This is a genomic window from Arthrobacter sp. PM3 (assembly GCF_003352915.1).
In the GTDB taxonomy this organism is placed as follows: Bacteria; Actinomycetota; Actinomycetes; order Actinomycetales; family Micrococcaceae; genus Arthrobacter.
Genome location: NZ_CP022314.1, coordinates 700,799 through 721,244 on the forward strand (window position 1 = coordinate 700,799; position 20,446 = coordinate 721,244).

Annotated in this window: 19 protein-coding genes; 7 read left to right on the top strand and 12 right to left on the bottom strand. The window is 66.4% G+C overall.

The genetic code is table 11. The annotated features are described in order from the left end of the window. Positions 1 to 6 precede the first annotated feature (6 nt). Genes CFN17_RS03295 through CFN17_RS03340 form a run of 10 tightly spaced genes read right to left on the bottom strand, consistent with a single transcriptional unit; the run spans position 7 to position 9,292 of the window. Complete coding sequence (locus CFN17_RS03295; RefSeq protein WP_208749951.1) at positions 7 to 777, bottom strand: nuclear transport factor 2 family protein; 771 nt, start codon at positions 775 to 777, stop codon at positions 7 to 9. 8 nt (positions 778 to 785) lie between these two features. Continuing rightward, positions 786 to 1,826 carry a sugar phosphate isomerase/epimerase gene (locus CFN17_RS03300; RefSeq protein ID WP_208749952.1) on the bottom strand — a complete coding sequence of 347 codons (1,041 nt, stop codon included), beginning with the start codon at positions 1,824 to 1,826 and terminating at the stop codon, positions 786 to 788. 20 nt (positions 1,827 to 1,846) lie between these two features. Beyond that, entirely contained in the window at positions 1,847 to 2,950 is a 1,104-nt protein-coding gene (locus CFN17_RS03305) for a sugar phosphate isomerase/epimerase (protein WP_208749953.1), read from the bottom strand. After that, the gene (locus CFN17_RS03310; protein ID WP_208749954.1) at positions 2,947 to 3,342 is read right to left on the bottom strand and encodes a DUF6379 domain-containing protein; all 396 of its coding nucleotides are present in this window, start codon (positions 3,340 to 3,342) and stop codon (positions 2,947 to 2,949) included. The genes CFN17_RS03305 and CFN17_RS03310 overlap by 4 nt, the downstream gene beginning before the upstream one ends. Before the next feature lie 55 nt (positions 3,343 to 3,397). Further along, the gene (locus CFN17_RS03315; RefSeq protein WP_208749955.1) at positions 3,398 to 4,960 is read right to left on the bottom strand and encodes a GMC oxidoreductase; all 1,563 of its coding nucleotides are present in this window, start codon (positions 4,958 to 4,960) and stop codon (positions 3,398 to 3,400) included. Then, positions 4,957 to 5,733: a TIM barrel protein gene (locus CFN17_RS03320; RefSeq protein ID WP_208749956.1), complete on the bottom strand. Its 777-nt coding sequence runs from the start codon at positions 5,731 to 5,733 to the stop codon at positions 4,957 to 4,959. Before CFN17_RS03320 ends, CFN17_RS03315 begins: the two co-directional genes overlap by 4 nt. A gap of 31 nt (positions 5,734 to 5,764) precedes the next feature. Beyond that, the gene (locus CFN17_RS03325; protein WP_208749957.1) at positions 5,765 to 6,136 is read right to left on the bottom strand and encodes a nuclear transport factor 2 family protein; all 372 of its coding nucleotides are present in this window, start codon (positions 6,134 to 6,136) and stop codon (positions 5,765 to 5,767) included. 6 nt (positions 6,137 to 6,142) lie between these two features. Continuing rightward, complete coding sequence (locus CFN17_RS03330; RefSeq protein WP_208749958.1) at positions 6,143 to 6,979, bottom strand: carbohydrate ABC transporter permease; 837 nt, start codon at positions 6,977 to 6,979, stop codon at positions 6,143 to 6,145. A gap of 4 nt (positions 6,980 to 6,983) precedes the next feature. Further along, positions 6,984 to 7,943 (bottom strand): carbohydrate ABC transporter permease, encoded by a 960-nt coding sequence (locus CFN17_RS03335; protein WP_208749959.1) that lies wholly within the window; start codon positions 7,941 to 7,943, stop codon positions 6,984 to 6,986. A gap of 53 nt (positions 7,944 to 7,996) precedes the next feature. Then, positions 7,997 to 9,292: an ABC transporter substrate-binding protein gene (locus CFN17_RS03340; RefSeq protein WP_208749960.1), complete on the bottom strand. Its 1,296-nt coding sequence runs from the start codon at positions 9,290 to 9,292 to the stop codon at positions 7,997 to 7,999. 232 nt (positions 9,293 to 9,524) lie between these two features. On the opposite strand from CFN17_RS03340, the gene CFN17_RS03345 reads away from it, so the two are divergent. Then, on the top strand, positions 9,525 to 10,469 hold the full coding sequence (locus tag CFN17_RS03345) for a LysR family transcriptional regulator (protein ID WP_208749961.1): 945 nt from the start codon (positions 9,525 to 9,527) through the stop codon (positions 10,467 to 10,469). 61 nt (positions 10,470 to 10,530) lie between these two features. Here CFN17_RS03345 and CFN17_RS03350 read toward each other — a convergent pair whose 3' ends face one another. Both CFN17_RS03350 and CFN17_RS03355 read right to left on the bottom strand, forming a co-directional pair. Next, on the bottom strand, positions 10,531 to 12,009 hold the full coding sequence (locus CFN17_RS03350; RefSeq protein WP_208749962.1) for a DUF6379 domain-containing protein: 1,479 nt from the start codon (positions 12,007 to 12,009) through the stop codon (positions 10,531 to 10,533). Positions 12,010 to 12,039: 30 nt separating this feature from the next. Next, a complete protein-coding gene (locus CFN17_RS03355) occupies positions 12,040 to 13,332 on the bottom strand; it encodes a DUF6379 domain-containing protein (protein ID WP_208751316.1) in 1,293 nt (430 codons plus the stop codon). Between the two features lie 294 nt (positions 13,333 to 13,626). Between CFN17_RS03355 and CFN17_RS03360 the strand changes: the two genes are divergently transcribed. The 6 genes from CFN17_RS03360 (at position 13,627) to CFN17_RS03385 (ending at position 20,422) form a co-directional block, all read left to right on the top strand. Continuing rightward, positions 13,627 to 14,427, top strand: a complete 801-nt coding sequence (locus CFN17_RS03360; protein WP_208749963.1) for a hydroxypyruvate isomerase family protein — start codon at positions 13,627 to 13,629, stop codon at positions 14,425 to 14,427. Between the two features lie 33 nt (positions 14,428 to 14,460). Continuing rightward, complete coding sequence (locus CFN17_RS03365) at positions 14,461 to 15,339, top strand: 2-hydroxy-3-oxopropionate reductase (protein ID WP_208749964.1); 879 nt, start codon at positions 14,461 to 14,463, stop codon at positions 15,337 to 15,339. Positions 15,340 to 15,458: 119 nt separating this feature from the next. Beyond that, a complete protein-coding gene (gene gcl / locus CFN17_RS03370) occupies positions 15,459 to 17,249 on the top strand; it encodes a glyoxylate carboligase (protein WP_208749965.1) in 1,791 nt (596 codons plus the stop codon). Positions 17,250 to 17,251: 2 nt separating this feature from the next. Beyond that, entirely contained in the window at positions 17,252 to 18,460 is a 1,209-nt protein-coding gene (locus tag CFN17_RS03375; RefSeq protein ID WP_208749966.1) for a glycerate kinase, read from the top strand. After that, on the top strand, positions 18,453 to 19,796 hold the full coding sequence (allB, locus tag CFN17_RS03380) for an allantoinase AllB (protein ID WP_208749967.1): 1,344 nt from the start codon (positions 18,453 to 18,455) through the stop codon (positions 19,794 to 19,796). The genes CFN17_RS03375 and allB overlap by 8 nt, the downstream gene beginning before the upstream one ends. Then, positions 19,793 to 20,422 carry a winged helix-turn-helix domain-containing protein gene (locus CFN17_RS03385; RefSeq protein ID WP_208749968.1) on the top strand — a complete coding sequence of 210 codons (630 nt, stop codon included), beginning with the start codon at positions 19,793 to 19,795 and terminating at the stop codon, positions 20,420 to 20,422. Before allB ends, CFN17_RS03385 begins: the two co-directional genes overlap by 4 nt. The last annotated feature ends 24 nt before the right edge of the window (positions 20,423 to 20,446 follow it).

Here is a 20,446-nt window from a genome sequence, read left to right on the forward strand (position 1 = left end):
CTTTCCTTACTTGAATGTATCGACGAAGGTGTCGTGGGGTGCGGGGGGCAGGGGGTCCAGTGTCTGCCGCGTGGACGGGCTGTAGGGGTGGTACTCCTGTGGCACCGGCTCATCGGCCGGCGGCATGAAGACAGGCTTGCCGTCGTCGCCGAAGTACATGAGGTCCAGCGCGAAGGCATGCTGGTTCTTTTCCGCGAAGCTGATCCAGTTTTCCTCGAACGGCGCACGCAGGAGCTCGTAGCAGCGGAACTTCCAGATCTTCCATTCCCCGTCCTGGCGCAGGAAGTCCACGGCGTACTTGCACCAGACCCAGTGGGCCCAGACTTTCTTGCCCTGCACTTCGCCCGGCGAGTACATGTAATCCGGGCTTTCCTTGGCCACCTCCGGATCCGTGAGGCCCGACTCGTTGCCGGTCACGATCCACACGCCCTTGGCCGTTTTACCGTCCGCTGCCACCTCGATCACGGGGGTGGTGGTGTAGTGGAGGATTAACTTTCCCACGGGATTCGGCCGGCCCTGGTGGTAACGGATGACGCTGTCGTAGTCGGTGTACTGTCCCGCGTTGGTGTACCTTGCGCGGATTCCGGGAGTTCCGGGTTTGACCCAGAGCGGGATGATTTGCTCGTCCTGGAAGGCGTTGTGCAGGAACATGTACCGGTTGAAGAGGTTCTCGATGTCTCCCCGGTCGTTGGCGCGGCGTGCCAGCTTCAACGCTTCCCCGAGTTCCGCCCGGAGGCGCTCCACCTCCGCAGTGAGGTCGGTATCGACAGTTGACATGGACCCTCCTAGCCCGGTACCACTGCGTCGGTGGCACGGGCGTCTTCGATGGCGCGGCGCATCAAGGTGTGCTGCTTCTTGACGAGATCGACCGGGTCGGATTCGCCCAGGTCGGCGAATGCGTGCCCCTCCCACTCGCTGGAGAGGTACCCCCGGTAGCCGCCTTCGACGAACTGCCGGACAATGCGCGGGATGTCCATGGCGGGCTCGTTGCCGTTCTCGTCAATGTCGTAGAACTTGGCGTGGACGTGGAAGATCTGCGGCATGATGTCCAGCCATTCCTCCGGCGGGACCAGGCCGTGCATGTTGAAGGCCAGCCGGGTGAAGGGGCCCAGGCGGGCGGGATCGAAGTTGTTGGCATTCAGGTAGTCCTCGAACTCCTGGTTGCGCTCGTGCATGGGCAACGGTTTGCGCCAGATGTCCTGCATGACGGCGAAATGCTCCTCAGGCAGCCCCATTTGCGTCAGCGTGCGGAAGAGGGTCGGCGAGAGGCTGTGCATGGTGGAGCTGAAGTCTGCGGTGAAACCGAGCCGGTCGCTTCCCAGTTCCTCGTACATTTCGCGGATCTGCAGGATCTTCGGATCGTTGGGGCCCTGCGGCGCGTGGATTTCGTAGCCGAGCTTCTGGTCGTACTGCTCGGCCAGGGGCAGCAGCCGGCGGAGCAGTTCCTTGCCGGCGGAGCGGATCACCACGCGGTGGAACCCGAGCTTGTTGGCCGTGCGCAGCTGTGCGGCGAAGAAATCGTACTCCTCGTCCGGGGTCATGTCGCGGTCCTTGCGGCGTCCCATGTCCAGGTTGGTGCCGACGGCACTGGGGGTCAGCCCGTAGCGGTCCATGCTGTCGCGCCAGAGCTTCACGAAGTCGTCGTCGACGTCCGGGTAGGTGCGGAGCATCTGCGCGATGTTGAACTCCACGCCGGGTCCGAGGCCCTCATCGGCAACAGCCTTGATCAGGGTCTCCGGCGTGTAGAGGCCGGCGGCGAACTCGGAGGTAAGCGAATAGAGGGTAATGCCGAGCTCGATGCCCGAGCCTGCGATGCCTTCTGACATGTCTTTTGGTCCCTTCAGTGTCAGCCGCGGACGGGCTGGGCGAGGTGGCTGTTGAGAATGCGGCGCGCCTGAGAGGCGTCCGTGATGATGGCCGAACCGGCGTTGGCCGCGGCGGAACGCTGGATGACCTGCTCGCCGCGGATGATCTCGAACGGGTCCTGCCAGTTGTTCCAGTGCCACCCTTCGTATTCGCTGGAGATGGCCCCGGAGTAGCCGTTCTCGACGAGCTGGCGGACGAGGTCGCGCACCGGCACCGAGGGCTCTTCGCCGTTCTCGTCGATACCGAAGAACTTGCCGTGCACGTGGCGGACCCACGGCATGATTTCCAGCCAGGTGTCCAGCGGTGCAGGGCCGAACAGCCCGGTCCCGTTGATGGCGAAGTCAATGCCGAGGTCGGGCCTGCCGTTGCGGGCGGCCAGGCCGATGAAGGCTCCGAAGCGCTCACCATGGGCCTTTTGGGTGTTGGGCGGCCCTTCGGCGTAGAACCCGTTCCACAGGTCAACCACCTGGCGGAGCAGATCCTCGGAGGCACCACGGCGGCGGTAGGCCTCCAGCAAGGAAGGAGCAAAGCCCGTAACGGTGGCACCCCAGTCGGCGGTGAAGCCCAGCAGCGGAGAATCGAGTTTCTCGTAGCGGTCCCGCAGGGCCAGGACACGCTCGTGCGCGCCGTGCTGGTCCGCGTGGACCTCCAGTGCCAGGGTGACCCCGTACTGCTCGGCGACGGGCAGCAGGCTCTCCATCGCGTCGGGAGTCAGCGAGATCTGCACGCGGGCGACCGGGAAGCCGAGCCGGGCGGCCACTTCGATCTGTTTGCGCATATATTCGACCAACTCGTCATGGTTCATGAGCCGGTCGCGGCGGATGCCGGTGTCAACGTTGACGGCGAGGGAGGTGGGAACCAGGTCCACTTCTGCCACCAGGTCACGGAACTGCCCGACGAAGGTGTCATCGACACGGTCCGGGAAGCCGCGGAGGCTGGAGAATCCGATGATTTCAAGCCCCGGGCCGAAGCCTTCGGCGGCCACCTTGCGGATCAGGCCATCGAGGTCGAACTGCCGGGCGTGGAATGCCCGGGTAAAGCTGTAGAGGGTAACGCCCTGGATGGGCGTGCCGAGGCTGGTCATCGCTGTGCCGCCTTCATGGTCTTGGTGTCGTGCTCGTCGATGTGCAGCACGCCGTGGTCGGTGATGATGTACGGGATGTAGAGCTTCAGGTCCACCCGGACCTCGTGCTCAGCCTGGGTGTCCGCGATTGGAAGGTCGCCGGACAGGACGGCCGAGTCCAGCGGGAACCACCATTCCCCGGTTTCATCCACGAGCTCTTCGAAACTGAACGTGCGGTTGTTCATGGTCCAGCGCAGGGAGCTCGCCGGGGCGGCGACGCCGTCAACCGTCAGTGCCGCCCCGGCGATGCACGAACCCGGCAGCGCGCGGTACCACGGGATGCGGACCTCAACGGCCGCCCGGCCGTCCTGGGTGGTAAGTGTTCCCTGCTCGATAATGCGGTCGGCGATCATCGAGACCTCCTTGTCTTTGCCTGTCGCGGAAGTGCGGCCAGTGGCCACTTCTTCACTATTGAGTCATTCTATTGTCAGATTCAGACATAAGTAAAGCGTCGCCAAGTTCCTCTGCGATTCGGCGCGCCCCGCGCACCGCGAGCGCCACGGCCGTCAGCGTGGGATTGCACGCTGTGGCGGTGGGGATGACGCCGTTACCGGCCACAAAGAGGCCGGGGACCTGCCAAACCTGGCTGTCCGGGGAACACACGCTCTCGCCGTCGTCCGCGGCGCCCATGCGCGTTGTGCCCTGGTAGTGCAGCGATGCTCCCGGCGGAAGCACGAACGGGCGCTCGTCCAGCGGTTCACCCACCGCTTTGCCCAGACGGACTATTTCCTGCCTGGCGCGTTCCAGCACGTCGTGGTCGCGCCCGGTGAGGCGGTAATGGATGCGCATGGCGGGCATTCCGTAGGAGTCGCGGGCCTCATCATCAAACGCCACCCGGTCGTCCCGCTGGAGATCCTTGGCGCAGAACAGGCCCAGCCCGACAATCGATCCCGGGACGATCGGGTCATCCTCGGCCAGCGGGACGGGAGACGCGTCCAACTGCATGATCTGGCCATGGAATGGTGCTTCGTCAGTGTACGGAACCCATGCCACCCCGCTTTGCTCGCTGAGTACACCGTCCGCAGCCGCCGGGCCTTGCCCGGCGTTGACGTCACGCAACCTGCTCGCGAAGACCACCTGCGCCTGGTCATTGAGGTAGCGGCCCAGCGCGGCGGGCCTGATGCCGGAGGCCCACAGCAGTTGCGGCGTGCGCAGGGCATCCGCGCCCACCACAACGTATCGGGCGGTAACCCGGCGGGTTTCCCCGCTGCGCCGGTCCTGGACTTCAACGCCGGCCGCCTTGCCGTCGCCATCGACGAGCACGCGGGTCACCAGCGACTCATCAAACAGTTCGAACCGCGGGTTTTCCCGGGTTTCGTTGCCCATCACCACGTCGGAGCCGGACCAGACGAGGCCGCCGTCCTCCCTGCGGTGCACGGCGAGCGGCATGGGCTGGACGCGGTAGGCCGGCCCCCGGCCCGCGTCCACCGCGGCTGCGAGGCGTTCGCGGACGAGGTCCGAGAACGGCGCGCCGTCGAAAGCGCGGGTGGTCACGCCCAGCAGGCGCTCCGCGTCCGCCAACAGCTGCTCAAGATCGGGCAGGAACGGGATGCGCTCCCTGCCGCCCGGCCGCGGGCAGGCCGCGGTCCAGTGGGCAGCCATGCCCCCCACATTGCTGGACATCGCGGCCACGGGCAGCCCGTCTTCGCCGGGGAACGCGTAGCCGTCCGGCAGGAGGTATGTCCCTGGCCGGGCACGGCGTTCGCCGCTTTTGACGGCGCCAGGTGAATTCACCGTTTCGGCACCGGCGCCGGGGCCCTCCGAGGCCCGCTGGGCCTGGCTGCGGCGCTCCGGATCCTCGATGTTCTTCACATGCGCCCCGGGCGGGGCGCTGACGGTCGGACCCGCTTCGAACATGGCGATAGTGGCGCCCGGCGCTTCCTCGCTGAGGATCCGTGCGTACGTTGACGCCGTCGGGCCGCTGCCGACGATGGCGATGTCGACGGCGTCGGGGTACCGGCGGGTGTTCACTGTCCCGCCACCAGTTCCTGGATGCGCCGGACGGACTTCGCCGAGTCGATGGTCGGGTAGTACTCGAGACCGATGGGGCCGGCGTAGCCGCTGTTCTGCAGGTCTGCGATCCGGGCGGCCCAGTCGATGGACCCGGACCCCGGTTCCCCGCGGCCCGGGGCATCGGCGATCTGCACGTACTTGACGAGGTCACCGGCGTTGGCCAGCTCGGCCGCCACATCCTCGCCCTCGACCGTAGAGTGGTACAGATCGTAGAGGACACCGAAGTTGGGGGCGTTCACGCCCCTGGCCACGTAGACGGCCTCCGCGGTCCGGTCCAGCAGCGCCCCGGGGTGGTCAACCCGGATGTTCACCGGCTCGAGGACCAGCGTGATGCCGGAACCTTCGATGTGCGCAGCGCCCTTGGTGAAGATCTCGATCAGCTCGTCCAGCTGGTCCTGCCGCTTGCGGCCGCCGAAGCCGGTGCCGCTGCCCACCACGATGCGGGGGCAGCCCAGCTGCCGGGCCACCTCGACGCCGGCGTCGAGCCCTGCGTAGAAGGGGTCGTGGTTCTTGGGCGGGATCATGAACTGCATGCGCGGCTCCGCGAGCTGGGCAGTGAGCGTGACCCCGGTTTGTTCGAGGGCGTCCTTCAGGGCCGGAATGTCCTTGCCCGTGGGGCCCCACATCTCTACGGCGTCGAAGCCGGCTGCTGCCGCGGCACGGACCCGGTCGGCAGCACTTTCGCCTGCTTCGGTGAACAAAAGGTCGATATTAGGCGCAAGTTGGAACATGGATGTCTCCTGGAGAATTGAAAGGGGTGGTCTAAAACATGGGGTGGTCGTGGACCGGGTGCTCCGGAACCGGCTGCAGCACGTCCCAGTGCTCAACAATCCGTCCGTTTTCGAAGCGGTAGATGTCTGCGACGGCGGCGTCGGGTCGCCCGGGACCTGAGGCGCGCACATGCACCAGCGCCAGGTCACCGTCCACCAGGATGCGCTGGACCTCGAAACGTGAGTCCGGCGATCCGTCGAACTTCGGCGTCAGCATGTTTACTGCCGCCTCAGGCCCGTCAGGAATGTGCGGGTTGTGCTGCCGGTAGTGGTCGGCCACAAGGAAGTCGAAGGCCTCACGCACCCGTTTTTGGGTGTAGAAGATCTCCACGAAGCGTTCGAACGCTGCGCGGTTGTCAACCATGGCGGATCAGCCCTTGAGTCCGCCGGCAAAGCCCTGGATGAACCTCTTCTGGGCGAACAGGAAGAGCGCCAGCATGGGAATCATTGACACGATCACGATCGCGAAGATCGAATTCCACTTCGAGACGAGAGAGCCAATGTAGTAGTACATGGCCACCGGCAGCGTCTGGTTGGCGGAACCCCCCAGGAAGATCAGCGAGGTGAAGAAGTCGTTCCACACGATGAGCCCGGCGAAGATCGTGACCGTCCCGGTGGCAGGAGCCATCATGGGCAGGACCACCTTCGAGAAGATCTGGGACCGGCTGGCGCCGTCGATGGTCGCGGCTTCCTCATAATCAGTGCCAAGGCCGCGGAAGAAGTTCGAATAGAGGAAGATCGACAGCGGCAGGAGCATGCCGGTGTACAGGATGATCAGGCCCCACGCCGATCCCGTGAGGCCCAGGGATCGGGCACCCATGTAAAGGGGAACGGCGCCGAGCTGACCGGGGAGGATGATGGCGATCAGGAAGAGGTAGTAGGCGCCCTTGCTCCAGCGCCGGGTGCTGCGGGAGATGACGTATCCGGTGACTGCACCCAGCGCGATGAGTCCGACAATGCTTCCCGCTGTAATGATGATGCTGTTCACGAGGCCCAGGACAACATTGGAGTTCCCCCGTGCCGTCAGGACAGCCACGAAGTTGCTAAAGTCCGGGCTGGCCGGCGGCGCCAGGGGCGACGTCGTGTACAATTCGCTGTCCGGCTTCAGGGCGGTCGTCACCAGGAAGTAGAACGGGGCGAGGAAGATCAGCGCCAGGGCCCAGAGCCCGACCTCCCGGAGCAAAGTGAGTTTGGTGTAGCGGAACATGTGATTAGTCCTCGGGGTTCGATCGCGTCAGCCGTTGCTGAATAACGGCGAAGAACAGGATGATGACGGCGAGCACCAGGGCGAGGGCGGCGCCTCCGCCGAAGTTGCCGAGCGCAAATGCCTGCTTGTAGACCTGGGTGGCCAGTGTTTCCGTTGCGCCGGCGGGTCCTCCACTGGTCAAGGCCATGATGGGATCGAAGACGCGGAGCCCCTGAACGATTCCAAGGGTTGTTGCGATGGCGATGGCAGGCCGGATGGCCGGCAGCGTGACGTTCCGAAAGCGCTGCCACAGGTTGGCACCGTCAATGGCGGCGGCCTCCTCCACTTCCACGGGTACACCGGCAAGTCCGGCCATGAAGATCACCATGGCGAACCCGGTGGAGCTCCAGACGAGCACGATGAGCACTGTCCAGATCGCCCACTGCGGATCGGCGAGCCATGGCTTTGCCAGGTCGCCGGCGCCGATCGAGGCGAGAAAGACGTTGACCGGACCGTCGAAGTCGAAGATGTACTTCCAGACGTAGGCGGTGGCGAGCGGGCTGAGTACCACGGGCATGAAGAAGAGCGTGCGGAGGATGTACCGCGTCTTCAAAACCCTGTTCAGGCCCAGGGCGATGATGAGGCCCGCGATATTGCCCAGGAGGACCGAGCCAAAGGCCAGGAAGAGGGTGTTGGAGAGCGCGCCGAGCTTGGTGGGATCCTTGAAAATGGCTTCGAAGTTCTGCCAGCCGACCATTTTGAACGAGCCGATGCCCGTCCAGTTGGTGAAGGCGAAGAAGCCGCCGATGCCGGTCGCCACGTAGTGGATGGCGATGACAAGGGCGATCCCGGGCAGCGCCCACCACCAGTGCCCGAACTCCAGGCCCCGGCCCCGGGGGCGGGCCTTCTGGTCCGCCCCCGGGGTGCGCCTGCCTCGCCGGGGTGCTTCAGCTGCTTCGCTTTTCGGTTGCATCGTCGCAGTCATGGTATTCCTTGCTTATCCCTTTGAGTCGTCGGAGCTTTGGTGCTGGGAACTGGTCACTGTCCCCAGGCTGCGTCCATGGCCTGCAGGACCTGGTCAGCAGTTTTCTGGCCGGTAAGGAGGCCTTGGACGCCGGTGGCGAGTGCGTCGTACACCGCGGAGTTCGGCCACTGGCTGTTCGGCAGCGGACCGTACTTCCCGCCCTTGATGAAATCGCCGACGTTCTTGTAGGCCCCGCCATTGAAGTCGTAGCCGTCAAGTCCGCTGACAGGGAGGGCGCCGTCGATCTCGGCGAAGGCCTTGGTCTGATCAGGCTGCGCAGCCCAGTCAAGGAAAGCTTTGGCAGCATCCTTGTTCTTGGACGCGGCATTGACGGAGAACGCGTAGTTGGCACTGGCGTACACGAACCCCTTGCCGGAGCTCTGCTCCGCAGGAAGCGCGCGGACATCGAAGTCGGAGCCGGCAGCTGCGGATTTCAGCTGCTTCCAGCTGGGGCCGGGGATGAACCCGGCGAGGGAGGTTCCGCTGGCCAGGCCCTTGGTGATGGCGTCAAAGCCGGCACCTGCGGCGCCTTTCTGGAAGCATCCGGCGTCGTTCAACTTCACGACTGCTTCCAGGGACGACTTCCAACCGTCCGAGTCAGCGAACTTCGTCTCATTGGCAGCACGCTTTTCGTTCCACTTTGGGTCGTCCGCGTAAACACGTGAGGCTGCCAGAGACATCGCCATGAGCCCGGTGTTGGGAGCAGCCGAGCCGGCAAGCGCGAAGAATGACTTGCCCGCGGATTCGAGCGTTTTGCACTGCTGCTCAAGGGAAGCGAAGTCTGACGGGAGGTCAGAGAGGCCTGCTGCCTTGGAGGCCGTCTCGTTGGACACCAGGCCAACGACCGTAATTTCCGCGGCCTGGCCGTACACCTTGCCGTCGGACCCGAAAAGGCTGTCGCTTCCTTCGGGGACCAGCTTCTTGGCGGCCTCGTCCAGCGGCTCAAGGAAGCCGGCCTGGGCGAGCGGCAGGATGCTGCGGCCGGTGCCCGAACCCGGCGAGGTCACTACGACGTCGGAGGCGTTTCCGGCCTGGAGCTGGGTCCGCAGGGTCTGGTCGTAGGAGTCATTGGGCTGCGGGTTGAACGTAATCTTCACGTTCGGGTGTGACTTCATGTAATTCTCTGCCAACACTTGGAAGGGACTCTCAATGGTGTTGGATGTCGCGAACGACAGTGAAAACTCCTGGGACCCATCCGAAGAGGAGCTGCTGCCGGTGGAGGCCGAGCAGCCGGTGAGGACAAGGGCTGCGATTGTAGGGACGGCGAGGGCGCCGACCTTCAGGCCCGAATAGCGACGGTGCTGTGTCATGTCCAGCCTTTCTGACTTCGTTGTCGAAAAATCCGGGAGCCGTGACCCCGGTCACTGATCAGTATGCAGGAGATGTGCCTAAAACGCACATAAGTCTTGCCGATGACAGACATAAGTTTGACGGAGGTTTACAGCAAGCGCTTGCATCGGTAATTGTGATGATCCCGCGAAACGTATCAACGCCGCTGATACACTGTGCTGACTTAGTTCTTCGTTGAAAGATCGCCGCGCCGTGACAAACCATGTCCTGCTTTCCCGGCTCGACCTCAACCTGTTGATATCGCTCGATGCCCTCATTACGGAGCGGAGCGTGACGAGGGCCGCCGAGCGCCTCCACCTGAGCCAGCCCGCGCTTAGCGCCTCGCTGGCGCGGCTGCGGTCCCACTTTGGTGACCCGATCCTGGCGCGGCGCGGAAACGCCTATGAACTGACGCCGTTCGCGCTCCGGCTCGCGGAGCACACCACCACGGCACTTGAGGCCGCACGCCGCGTCTTCGAGAGCCAGGCAACCTGGGAGCCCGCCGAATCGGAGCGCGAGTTCTCCATCTACGGTTCGGATTACGGCTTCACGACGATTGGCCGGGTTGCATCCGAGCTTGCCGCTGAACGCGCCCCCGGGGTCCGGTTCCGTTTTATGCTCCATAATCCGATGGTGGTGGAGGACGCCGCCAACCGCCTTCGTTCGGTGGACGGCATAATGATCCCCCACGGATTCCTCACCGGCCTGCCCTACCTGGACTTGTGGCGGGACGGGTGGGTGGCCGTGGTCTCCTCATCCAACGCCGCCGTCGGCGACCGCATCACCATGGAGAACATCGCGGAGCTTCCCTGGGTGATGACCTACCAAACACGGTCGGCATCCACCTCGGCCGAACGCCAGATCATGCAGCTCGGTGTGGAACCACGCGTCGACGTGGTGGTGGAAAGTTTCCAGTCCCTGCCGCACTTCGTGGTGGGAACCAACCGGATCGCACTGATCCAGGCGGCGCTGGCACCGTTCGCGCTGCGGGTAGGCGGGGTTCGGATCCTGCCGCTGCCCTTCGACGCCACCCCGCTGGTCAACGCCTTGTGGTGGCACCCCGTGCACAACCGTGACTCGGAACATGAGTGGATGCGGGGCCTTTTCAAAGAGGCCGCCGACATCGTGGCGGCCGCCGCAACCAAGCAAGTCCCTTAAATGCCTGATGCCCGCCCAATTCCGGACGGGCATCAGGGCCAGGGGAGCTTCGGCTGCGGCGTCAGGCCGGTGCCGGCGCCGCCCGCATGCTCTTGCGGATGAGGTCGTGCTGCTGCCGGACCAGCAGCAGGGGGTCGACCTCGCCGAGCTCGGCGAAGGCGTGCCCTTCCCACTCGCTGGACCAGTAGCCGCGGTAGCCGCCGTCCACGAAGACGCGGACGAGCTCGGGATAATCGATGGCCGGCTCGTTGCCCTGGTCATCAATGTCATAGAACTTCGCGTGGACGTGCATGATTTGCGGCATGATGTCGGCCCACTCCGTCGGGCTGACATGGCCGTGCATGTTGAAGGCCAGATGGGCGAAGGACCCAAGCCGGGCAGGATCGAAGTCGCGGCCCCGCAGGTACGCAATGAATTCCTCCTGCCGCACCCGCATCGGGGCGTCAGTGGCCCAGATGGCCTGCAGCCTTTGGACGGCGTCGTCGTCCAGCCCGGCACGGCGGACCGCGCGCAGGAGCGTGGGAGACATGCTGTGCATGGTCGAGGAGAAGTCAGCCACAAAACCCAACAGTGGCGAATCAAGCTCCGCGTAGACGTCACGGACCTTCATGATCTCCGGCGAGTTGGGTCCCAGCGGGGCATGGATTTCGTAGGCAAGTTTGAGTTCGAGGTCCTCCGCGAGCGGCAGGAGCCGTCGAAGCAGCTCAGGCTTCGCGCTCTGGATGCGGATGAGCGGGAAACCCAGCTTCTTGGCGCCGCGGAAGAGCGTCTGCGTGAAGTCGTACTCCTCGTCCGGGGTCATGTCCCGGTCCCGGCGCCGGCCCATATCCAGGTTGGCGCCAAAGGAGCTGGCAGTGAAGCCGTGCTTGTCGAAGGCCTGCTGCCAGGAGCTGGCGAAGTCATCCGTCACGGTGGGATACGTCGGCAGGACCTGCGATGCCACGATCTCGATGCCCGGACCGATGCCCAGCTCCGCCACCCGGTTCAGCAGGCCGTCGAAGTCGTACCAGCCGGCCCGGAATTCGGCACTCGCCGAGTACAGGGTGAGCCCAAGGGAGAACGGATCATCCCCGGCCTTGGGCGGAGGCGGGGTGGCCGCAGTCGTCAGTTCCGGGGCCGCCGCGGCCCTGTCCGTGACGGTCAGCTCGAGCGTCTGGTTGACGAAATTGGGGACGTACATGCCGGGACCGCCGTCCTGGCCGGGCGCAATTTGCATGTAGGGAAGGCGCAGCTCACCGATGAGCTGGATGGTGTGCTGCTCGCCCAAGGCAGCAGGGCTCCCGGTTTTGGCGATGAGCAGGGGATGTTCCTGCAGGTACCAGAGAGTTTCGCTTTGCGCGGGCAGGTCCGGGAGCGCATAGCGGACTCCGTCCAGTTCCAGGGTCAGGTCCTCGGCCGGAATCTCCTGGCCGTCGACGGTGAGCCGGAGGCTGGAGACCGAGGAAAGCCACAGGCTCCGGTACCACGGGAGTATCAGGGCCAGGGCGAGGCCGTCGGGATGGGGGCGGAGGCTTGCATCGTCAAGAAGTCCGTTTGGCATGGTTGTCTCTTTGCTCGGAAGTGGGATGGTTCAGGTAAGTCCGCCGGCGATGCGCCGGATCAGGGCGTGCTGGCGCCGCACCTGCTCAATGGCTCGCCATGGCGTGCGCTCGCCTTCATATTCGCTGGAGAGATAACCGGTGTAGCCCGAGTCCCTGAGGGCCCTGAGCACGGGCAGCCACGGAATCTGCTGGTCCTCCAAGCCCTCGTTGATGTCGTGGAACTTCGCCTGGACGAACACGACATATTGCGCGATGTCCGCGAAGTCGGCCGGATCGACGCCGATCCCGTCGAGGAAGGCGGGCCGGGTCTCGCGGGTCTCCCCTTCGCGCAGCGGGATGGGCCGGTCCTGGAAGATACCGGCGTCGATGAGCAGCCCGAAGTTCTTGGTTCCGGTCCGTTCGATCAGTGCGATGTAGTCCTCGACGACGGGGTGCTTGATCGGCGTCGGGGAATGAATCTCCGGGCAGATGATGATCCCCAGCGCGTGGGCCAGGTCAAGGGAGCGTTCCACGGACCCGGTCCAGATGGGGTCCGGGACCAGGTCGCTGGACACGACGCCGATTTTGGGGCGCACGAAGCCGAAGCCCAGCTGGTTGGCAAGCCGCAGGTCCCGCTGGAGGGCCTCCGCACCCTCCGCGACCGTCATGGTGCGGCCCGGGTGAAGACGGGTATCGATCCAGGAGCCGTAGTTCGTGGGCTCCAGCGAATACTTCTCCAGAAGGCCGAACCAGTTATCGATCCAGGCGGGGGACGGTGCCGGATAGCCGGGGATGTGGCCCTCGCCGAGGATCTCGACGCCGGTGGCGCCCACGTCCGCGACGGCGGCCAGGGCCGTTTCCAGGTCCATGACCGTGCCGTAGTCGCCCATGTAGCTGTAGAGGGAAACGCCGTAGCGGAAGGTGCCTTCGCCGCCTTCCGGCGCGAGCGTCACCTTGCGGCTGGTTCGGTGCACGGTGGGCTGGTGCTCCACGGGAATGTAGGACATGCGCAGCCGCAGCTCGATGGAGAGCTCATGGACTCCCTGCGGGAGTCCGCCGTCGAGGGGAACGGTCACCACGGCCGCTTCCTCAAGGGGCCAGCGCACGCCATCGCTTTCCCACAGCTGCTGCAGGGTGTAGGTCCGCCCCCCGAACGTCCACAGCGGAACGTCAGGACCGACGTCGACGATGTCGCCAACGCGAACTGCAATGCCGTCGATGAGGGACGCGGCCATGCCGCGGTAGGAAGGCATTCGGACCCGGAACTGAAAGCCGGTTACACGTCCGCCGTCCGTGGTATTGCGGAAGCCGACGGACTGGATGAGGTCTCTTTCGAGAAGCATCATTGCTCACTCTCTCTAGGTGCGGAATCCAGACTAGCAATCATTCCGCCTATTTCATACCTAAGTTAGTTCATAAATGGCAGAACTTCACGCGGACCTCCGGAAGGGTTGACTGCCGCCCGACCCGCCCCTAGACTTTTCATACAGCAAGATAATGTTTCCACAATACGAAATACGCCGCCGCGGTTGCACTGCAGAGGAACTCCCGCACAGCGGGCCCGTGGAAATAGAGTCGAGATACCAACCGCCAGGACCCGCCGGACCGCTCCGGTTTCGAGCCCGAAGGAACCCACAATGACGTACTCCGTGAACTGCTCCATCCTCCTGACGGAGCTGCCCCTGCTGGAACGGCCCGCCGCGGCCAAGGCCGCCGGCTTCGACGCCGTCGAGTTCTGGTGGCCCTTCGCGAGCTCCGTCCCCGCCGACGCCGAGGTCACCCGGTTTGAGAACGCCATCTCCGACGCCGGTGTCCAGCTCACCGGACTGAACTTCAATGCCGGCGACATGCCCGGCGGTGACCGGGGCCTGGTGTCCTGGATCGGCCGCGACGCCGAGTTCAGGGACAACATCGACGTCGTCGCCGGGATCGGCGGGCGCCTCGGCTGCACGTCGTTCAACGCCCTCTACGGCAACCGCCAGGCCGAGTACTCCGCCGAGCAGCAGGACGAACTCGCCGTGGCGAACCTCGCCGCCGCAGCGGCCGGCGTGGGCCGGATCGGCGGCACCGTCCTGCTCGAACCCGTCAGCGGCGCACCCCGCTACCCGCTCCTCACGGCCGCCGACGCGCTGGGCGTCATCGCCCGGGTCAAGGAGGAAACCGGCACGGAGAACATCAGGCTCCTGGCCGACTTCTACCACCTGGCCGTCAACGGTGACGACGTCGCCGCCGTTGTTGAGAACCACGCCAAGGACTTCGGCCACATCCAGATTGCCGACAACCCCGGCCGCGGCGCCCCCGGAACCGGGACCCTGCCGCTGGGCGAATGGATCACCCGCAGCCGCGAACTCGGCTACGAGGGCTACATCGGCCTCGAATACAAGGAGCCGGCGGAAACCGCGTTCGCCTGGGCCATCCGCGAACGCGCCTCCCGCTGATCCGCACCCAAGACTTTTAGCAAAGGAACCACAATGAGCAACGTTGCAGTGATCGGACTCGGCATCATGGGCCTGCCCATGGCCATCAACCTCGTCAAGGCCGGCCACACGGTCACCGGTTTCAACCGCAGCCAGGACAAGATCGACAAGCTGGTCTCCGAAGGCGGCCGCGGTGCCGGCAGCATCGCCGAGGCCGTCAAGGACGCCGACGTCGTCATCACCATGGTGCCGGACTCCCCCGACGTCGAGGGCGTGGTCAGCGGCCCCGAGGGCGTCTTCGCCAACGCCCGCAAGGGAACCCTGTGGATTGACGCGTCCAGCATCCGTCCGGACGTGGCCAAGCGCCTCGCCGACGACGCCCGGGCCGCCGGGATCCGACCCCTCGACGCCCCGGTCTCCGGCGGCGAACAGGGCGCCATCGACGCCGTCCTGTCCATCATGGTCGGCGGGGACGCCGCCGACTTCGAGGCGGCCGGGGAGGTCCTGAACGCCGTCGGCAAGACCATCGTCCATGTCGGCCCCTCCGGCTCCGGCCAGACCGTCAAGGCAGCCAACCAGCTGATCGTGGCCGTCAACATTGAAGTCCTCGGCGAGGCGATCGCCTTCCTCGAGGCCTACGGCGTGGACACCGACGCCGCGCTCAAGGTCCTCGGCGGCGGTCTGGCCGGTTCCAAGGTCCTGGACCAGAAGGGCCAGAAGATGCTGGACCGCAACTTCGACCCAGGCTTCCGCCTGGCCCTGCACCACAAGGACCTCGGCATCGTCACCGCCGCGGCCCGCGAGGCCAATGTCGCCGTTCCGCTCGGCGCCGTCGTCGCCCAGCTCGTCGCCGCCACCGTCAACCAGGGCGACGGCGGCCTGGACCACTCGGGGCTCTTCAAGCAGGTCCTCCAGCTCAGCGGCCGCAGCTAACCCAGCCACCTCCGCCGCACCCACCCTCCGCCGCCACGTCCCCGGACGGCACAGGGCTTCCTTCAGCACACCCAAAAACAGCCCGCCAAGGGCATCCCAAGACTTTCAAGGAGCACACCATGACGAAGATGCGCACTGTTGACGCAGCCGTCGCCATCCTGGAAAAGGAAGGCGCCACCGAGGCGTTCGGCTTGCCGGGCGCGGCCATCAACCCGTTCTACTCCGCCATGCGGAACCACGGCGGCATCCGCCACACCCTGGCCCGCCACGTCGAAGGCGCCAGCCACATGGCCGACGGCTATTCCCGGGCCAAGGACGGCAACATCGGCATCTGCATCGGCACTTCCGGCCCCGCCGGCACCGACATGATCACCGGACTCTACGCAGCCTGGGCCGATTCCATCCCGATGCTCTGCATCACCGGCCAGGCCCCCGTGGCCAAGCTCCACAAGGAGGACTTCCAGGCCGTGGACATCGAATCCATCGCCAAGCCCGTCACCAAGATGGCCATGACGATCCTGGAACCCGGCCAGGTCCCCGGCGCCTTCCAGAAGGCCTTCCAGCTGATGCGTTCCGGCCGTCCCGGCCCGGTCCTGCTGGACCTGCCCATCGACGTGCAGCTGGCCGAGATCGAATTCGACATCGACACCTACGAGCCCCTGCCCGTGGAAAAGCCCCGGGCCAGCCGCAAACAGCTCGAAAAGGCACTGGACATGCTCACCGCGGCTCGCCGCCCGCTGATCGTCGCCGGCGGCGGGATCATCAACGCCGGTGCCTCGGAGCAGCTCGTGGAACTGGCCGAACTGCTCGGCGTCCCGGTGATCCCCACCCTGATGGGCTGGGGAGCGATCCCGGATGACCACGAGCTCATGGCCGGCATGGTGGGCCTGCAGACCAGCCACCGCTACGGCAACGAGACCTTCCTGCAGAGCGACTTCGTGATCGGCATCGGCAACCGCTGGGCCAACCGCCACACCGGCGGCCTGGACACCTACACGGCCGGCCGCACCTTCGTGCACATCGACATCGAGCCCACCCAGATCGGCCGCGTGTTCTCCCCGGACCTGGGCATCGCCTCCGACGCCGGAGCCGCGCTGGACGGACTGGTGGAACTGGCCCGCGAGCGCCGGGCCGCGGGTTCCTTGCCGGACTACAGCACCTGGGTGTCCGAGTGCGCCGGCCGCAAGGCAACCCTGCACCGCAAGACACACTTCGAGAACATCCCGATCAAGCCGCAGCGCGTCTATGAGGAAATGAACCGCGCCTTCGGCCCGGAGACGACCTATGTCTCCACGATCGGCCTGTCCCAGATCGCCGGCGCACAGATGCTCCATGTGTTCGGCCCGCGGAAGTGGATCAACGCCGGCCAGGCCGGCCCGCTGGGCTGGACCGCCCCGGCCGCCCTGGGCGTGGTGCGCGGCAAGCCCGGCGAGACCGTGGTGGCGCTCTCCGGCGACTACGACTTCCAGTTCATGATCGAGGAACTCGCCGTGGGCGCGCAGTTCAACCTGCCTTACATCCACGTGGTGGTCAACAACTCCTACCTCGGCCTGATCCGCCAGTCCCAGCGCGGCTTCAACATGGAGCAGAACGTGTCCCTGGCGTTCGAGAACATCAACTCCACTGATCTCTCGGCAACGGCCAGCGGCTACGGCGTGGACCACATCAAGGTGGCCGAGGGCCTGGGCTGCAAGGCCGTCCGGGTGGAGGACCCCAACGAGCTAGGCACCGCGTTCGCCCAGGCCGGCGCGCTGGCCGCCGAGTTCCAGGTGCCCGTGGTGGTCGAAGTGATCCTGGAAAAGGTCACCAACATCGCCATGGGTGTGGAGATCAACGCCGTCAACGAATTCGAGCCCCTGGCCGAGACTCCCGAGGACGCCCCGACCGCCATCCTGGCCCTGCAGGCCTAATCATGCGGATCGTGATCGCGCCGGACAAGTTCAAGGGCTCACTCTCCGCCCCGGACGTCGCCCGGCACCTCGAAACCGGGCTGCAGTGGACGCGCGACAGCGGACGGATCAGCAACCTTGAGGTTCTCCGGATTCCGGTGGCCGACGGCGGCGAGGGGACCCTCGACGCCGCGGTCGGCTCCGGCTTCGGCCGCCGCAGCGCGGTGGTCACCGGCCCCACGGGACAGCCGGTCCGCGCGGACTTCGCCGTCCGCGGCCGCGATGCCGTCATCGAGATGGCCGCCGCGTCCGGACTCGCCGTCCTGCCCGGCGCCGCCGCGGGCGGCGCGCCCGATTCGGCGACCGCCACCGGCGCCAGCAGCCTCGGCACCGGCGAACTGATCCGCGCCGCGCTCGACGCCGGATGCCGGCAGATCATTTTGGGCGTCGGCGGGAGCGCCAACACCGACGGCGGCGCCGGTGTCCTGCAGGGCCTCGGCGCCCGGCTGCTCGACGCCGACGGTTGCGAACTGCCGCCCGGCGGGGCGGCCCTCACCCGGCTGGCCCGGATCGACTTTTCCGGGTTCGACGCCCGGCTCGAGGAGACGCGGTTCGTGCTCGCCAGCGACGTCGGCAATCCCCTGCTCGGCCCCTCCGGGGCCGCCCGGATCTTCGGCCCGCAGAAGGGCGCGACCCCCGCCGATGTGGAACTTCTCGACGCGGCCCTGGCCCACTTTGTGCAGGTCCTGGCGGCCGAGATCGGCCCCCGGGCGCTGCGGGCCGCGGAGGCTCCCGGCGCCGGGGCGGCCGGCGGCGTCGGCTACGCCGCCATCGCGGTCCTCGCCGCGACCCGCAGGCCGGGCATCGACGTCGTCCTTGAATTCACCGGACTCGCAGAGCGGCTGGCCGGCGCGGACCTGGTGATCACCGGCGAGGGCAGCCTCGACGAGCAATCCCTGCTGGGCAAGACGCCGGTGGGCGTTGCCCGGGCCGCCCGGCACGCCGGCGTGCCGGTGGTTGCGGTCTGCGGCCGGTCCGCGCTCAGTCCGGAGCAGATCAGCACCTCCGGATTCCGCGCCGTCCATGCTTTGACGGAGCTCGAAAGCAATGTAGACACGTGTATAGCGGAGGCGGCAGCGCTTCTGGAACGCCTGGGACGGAACATCGGCCTGCAGCTGGCGGGGCCGGCTGCCCAACACACGACTGTGAGCAAGGAGAGCCAACATGCCTGAAGAAACTTATGACCTCGTCCTCCGGGGCCGGCGCATCCTCACCACCGCCGGTCTCGCAGCCCGTGAAGTGGGTGTGCGCGGCGGCAGGATCGTCGCCATCGAGCCGCTCGGCAACGGGCTTTCCGGCACGGAAGTGATCGAGCTTGCCGAGGATGAAACCCTCATCCCGGGCCTCGTGGATACCCACGTCCACGTCAACGAGCCCGGCCGCACCGAGTGGGAGGGCTTCGCGTCCGCCACCCGGGCGGCCGCGGCCGGCGGCGTCACCACCATCATCGACATGCCGCTGAACTCCATCCCGCCCACCACCACCGTGGAAGGGCTCAAGCTCAAGCGCGAGGTGGCGGAGGACCAGGCGTTCGTCGACGTCGGATTCTGGGGCGGTGCCGTGCCAGGCAACAAGGCGGAACTGCGCGGCCTGCACGACGAAGGCGTGTTCGGCTTCAAGTGCTTCCTGCTGCATTCCGGTGTGGACGAGTTCCCGCATCTGGAGGCGGACGAGATGGAAGAGGACATGGCCGAGCTCAAGTCCTTTGACTCGCTCATGATCGTCCACGCCGAGGACTCCCACGCAATCGACCACGCACCCCACCCGGGCGGTGCCCACTATTCGACATTCCTGGCTTCCCGCCCCCGCGGCGCCGAGAACAAGGCAATCGCCGAGGTGATCGAACGGGCCCGCTGGACCGGCGCCCGCGCCCATATCCTGCACCTCTCGTCCTCCGACGCCCTGCCCATGATCGCCAGCGCCAAGCGCGACGGCGTCCACCTCACGGTGGAGACCTGCCCGCATTACCTGACCCTCATGGCCGAGGAAATCCCCGACGGGGCCACCGCCTACAAGTGCTGCCCGCCGATCCGCGAGGCCTCGAACCGCGAACTGCTCTGGGCGGGCCTGCAGGACGGCACGATCGACTGCATCGTCTCGGACCACTCCCCGTCCACCCTGGACCTGAAAGACCTGGAGAACGGGGACTTCGCCGTGGCCTGGGGCGGGGTCTCCTCGCTGCAGCTGGGCCTGTCGCTGATCTGGACCGAAGCCCGGCACCGCGGCATCCCGCTGGAGCAGGTTGTCTCGTGGATGTCGGCCAAGCCGGCCGAGCTCGCCCGCCTCTCGCAGAAGGGCCAGCTGGCCCTCGGATACGACGCCGACTTCGCCGTCTTCGCCCCCGACGAGGCGTACGTCGTGGATGTCTCCAAGCTCAAGCACAAGAACCCCATCACCCCGTATGACGGCAAGGCGCTCTCCGGCGTCGTCCGGCAGACCTTTCTCCGCGGCGCCCTGGTCGACGGCCGGACTCCCACCGGCAAGCTGATCCGCCGCGGCGGCGTATGAGCCAGGCGGCCGTGGCCGGCACCGCCGCCCACGGCCAGCGCCGGCGCCCCTGCGAGTCCGGCCAGGCGGGCCAGGCCCGGCAGTCGGGCCTCACCGCGCAGGGGCTGGCCGTCTGGGTCACCCTGCCGGAGGACGCCGCCTGCGACCCCGCCGTCCTGGCCCGCGCGGCAGAACTCGTGCTCGGCCGCGCCCTGAGATGTGCCCCGGAGGCGGAAGTCCACTTCAGGCCTGCCGCCGGGGCCGCAACGTCCGCCGTCGTCGAGACTCCCGGCGGGGAGCCGCCGGCTCCGTCCGCCGGGAGCATCAGCCGGCTCGCCGTCGACCTCGCCGCCGGGGACGCCAGGGTCGACGGCGAACGGGTGCCCCTGACGGACCTGGAGTTCGCTCTCCTGAGGTGCCTCGTGCAGAACTGCTCGCGCACCGTCAGCCGGCAGGAACTGCAGCACTGCCTCGACGCGTTCGGCACCCCCGGCGCGGCGGCCCGGTCCATCGACGTCTACGTCGGCCGGGTGCGCCGGAAGCTCAAAGGCTGCCGGCACGCCGTCGTCACCGTCCGCAGCGGCGGCTACCGGTTCATCCCCGGCCCGCTGGCCACGGTGCGCGGCCCGGCGGAATACAGCATCTGATGCCTGCGCCCGCCACGCCCGTCC